Annotated in this window: 3 protein-coding genes; all 3 read right to left on the bottom strand. The window is 36.5% G+C overall.

The annotated features are described in order from the left end of the window. Nucleotides 1-128: 128 nt before the first annotated feature. Nucleotides 129-452 (bottom strand): iron chaperone, encoded by a 324-nt coding sequence (locus ACXYMX_RS17060; protein ID WP_459045432.1) that lies wholly within the window; start codon nucleotides 450-452, stop codon nucleotides 129-131. Nucleotides 453-619: 167 nt separating this feature from the next. After that, nucleotides 620-1,030 carry an SRPBCC family protein gene (locus ACXYMX_RS17055; protein WP_459045431.1) on the bottom strand — a complete coding sequence of 137 codons (411 nt, stop codon included), beginning with the start codon at nucleotides 1,028-1,030 and terminating at the stop codon, nucleotides 620-622. A gap of 3 nt (nucleotides 1,031-1,033) precedes the next feature. Continuing rightward, nucleotides 1,034-1,357, bottom strand: a complete 324-nt coding sequence (locus ACXYMX_RS17050) for an ArsR/SmtB family transcription factor (RefSeq protein WP_459045430.1) — start codon at nucleotides 1,355-1,357, stop codon at nucleotides 1,034-1,036. Nucleotides 1,358-1,599 lie beyond the last annotated feature (242 nt).

Below are 1,599 nucleotides of genomic sequence, written 5' to 3'. Positions count from 1 at the left end.
GCAACAGATCGAATCAAATTAGCAATGGAACAACAATCGTTAAATGTAGCTTAATTAAATCGGTTTTCTATTTTTAAAAAGCTTATAAACCATCAAGGAGCTACTTTACGCATTTTTAAAAACGTTAATTATGAAATTGATTCAAGTAATTCATAATTTATTTGTTCATTCCAAGCTATTCGAAACAAACCTTTAGTACTACTGTATCCAGCTAGCTCAATTTCATCTTTAAATTGCACAATTCCTGCTAGTTCAGGTGCAACACTCAAATGATATTTTGCTGTAGAAAAGCTAATTATAAATGTGCCATGGTCAGCAAACATTGGTGTATTCCACTTGATTAATGGTTCCAAATTCGGAAATTCGTTTGTAATCCACTTCAACACTTCTTCTGCCCGTTCACGATGATCGGGATTATCGATACCCGACAAGTATGCTTCGAAAACCTCCATAATTCCTACTCCTTACGTAATCAATTTATTAATCCTCCCGTGAATCAAAATAAGATACACTAATTGAGATGTTGCAAGCAATTCCATCACGTTCATTTATATAGATATAGGCTTCATTGCTACCAAATTAAGTAGATGTATTTTTTACTACTTGAAACTACATATAATTATTGTTCTAACAACTTTTTAAGTTGACCTCCAAAATTCGTCCAACTGTATTTGGCTCCCTCAATAGCTCCTTTGGTTGCTTTGGTTGCCTCACTGAAACCAGTTTGTTCAAAATGCATATGCGTACCGCCATCTGAACTGGTTTTCAATGTCCATGTAATCGTAGTTGTTTCTCCAGCACTTGCCCATGTGTAAGATAAAAGATGTGGCTCCTCTACTGCAAGTACCTCACCATTAACAATTCCATCCCACCATTCATTTGGCTCCGAACGAAATTGAAATTCTTCCCCAATTACTGGTTTAAAGTCATTTTTCCATATCCATTTTTCTAGCATGTCTGAATCTGTTAATGCCTTCCACACTTGCTTAACTGAACTTGTAAATTGAAAATCTAATGTTACGTCTGCCATTGTCTATTCCTCCATTAATAGTTTTTTTAACTGCGACACTTTTTCACTCCAAAAATTCTCGTAAAAGGACACCCAGTCTTTAATTTCTTGCAAAGGTGCTGCATTTATTCGATACCTTGTTTCCCTTCCAACCTTTCGAACAGTCACTAAATCTGCTTCTTTAAGGATAGCCAAATGTTTAGATACTGCAGTACGCCCCATTTGAAATTGGGCGGTTAGTTCGTATAAGGGTAATTCCTCTGCATCAGCCAACAAATGGAGCAACTTTCGTCTAGTTGGATCAGCAATTGCTGTATAAACATCACGTTCTTGTTTTTTTTCGCTCAAAACCTCCCACCTCACATATAGGACACCATTCAGTGTCTATATAATAAGACACTATATAGTGCCATGTCAATATTAATTCTTCGCTTTTCTTCTAAGATGAATATTGCAGATGAATTGAGCCACTTGTGCGGAGTTTTGAGCCAGTCACTGCGGAAGATAGAGCCACCAAGTGCGGAACAGAGAGCCACTATATATAGTAAAACCTCTTGTATAATAAAGTAGCATGCAAATCAGCATGACAC

Source organism: Sporosarcina sp. CAU 1771 (assembly GCF_054482775.1).
Note: the sequence above shows the minus strand (reverse complement) of the source record. Positions and strands in the feature narration are given on the sequence as shown.

What these genes read in the sequence shown, in the direction of transcription:
- ACXYMX_RS17060 (WP_459045432.1), bottom strand. Translation starts at nt 452, where the DNA reads ATGGAGGTTTTCGAAGCATACTTGTCGGGTATCGATAATCCCGATCAT.
- ACXYMX_RS17055 (WP_459045431.1), bottom strand. Translation starts at nt 1,030, where the DNA reads ATGGCAGACGTAACATTAGATTTTCAATTTACAAGTTCAGTTAAGCAA.